We start from the raw sequence: 294 nt of genomic DNA, 5'->3' as shown, positions 1-294 counted from the left end.
AGAAGTACTATTGAATGTCTTTGCTCACGAGCTTCAGGAGCAAGGAAAGCTGGTACCTACGCAAGTAGAAATCTTTAACGCGGTTAAAGAAGTTCATAAGCGGTGCCGAGGCGCCTATGCAGTCATTGCCATGATCACTGGCTACGGCGTGTTGGCTTTTCGTGACCCTTACGGTATTCGTCCGGTTTGCTATGGCAAGCGTGAGACGGAGCAGGGCACCGAATATATGATTTCTTCCGAAAGCGTAGCGCTTGCTGCCCTAGGCTTTGAGCTTGTGCGCGATATAGAGCCTGG

The 294-nt window shown here is 50.7% G+C and carries 1 pseudogene; it reads left to right on the top strand.

Annotation, left to right across the window (positions count from 1 at the left end):
* A pseudogene (locus A3763_RS05615) lies at positions 1 to 294 on the top strand (amidophosphoribosyltransferase); the annotation flags it as partial.

The organism is Oleiphilus sp. HI0128 (assembly GCF_001635365.1).
This window is presented reverse-complemented; position numbering and strand designations above follow the sequence as displayed.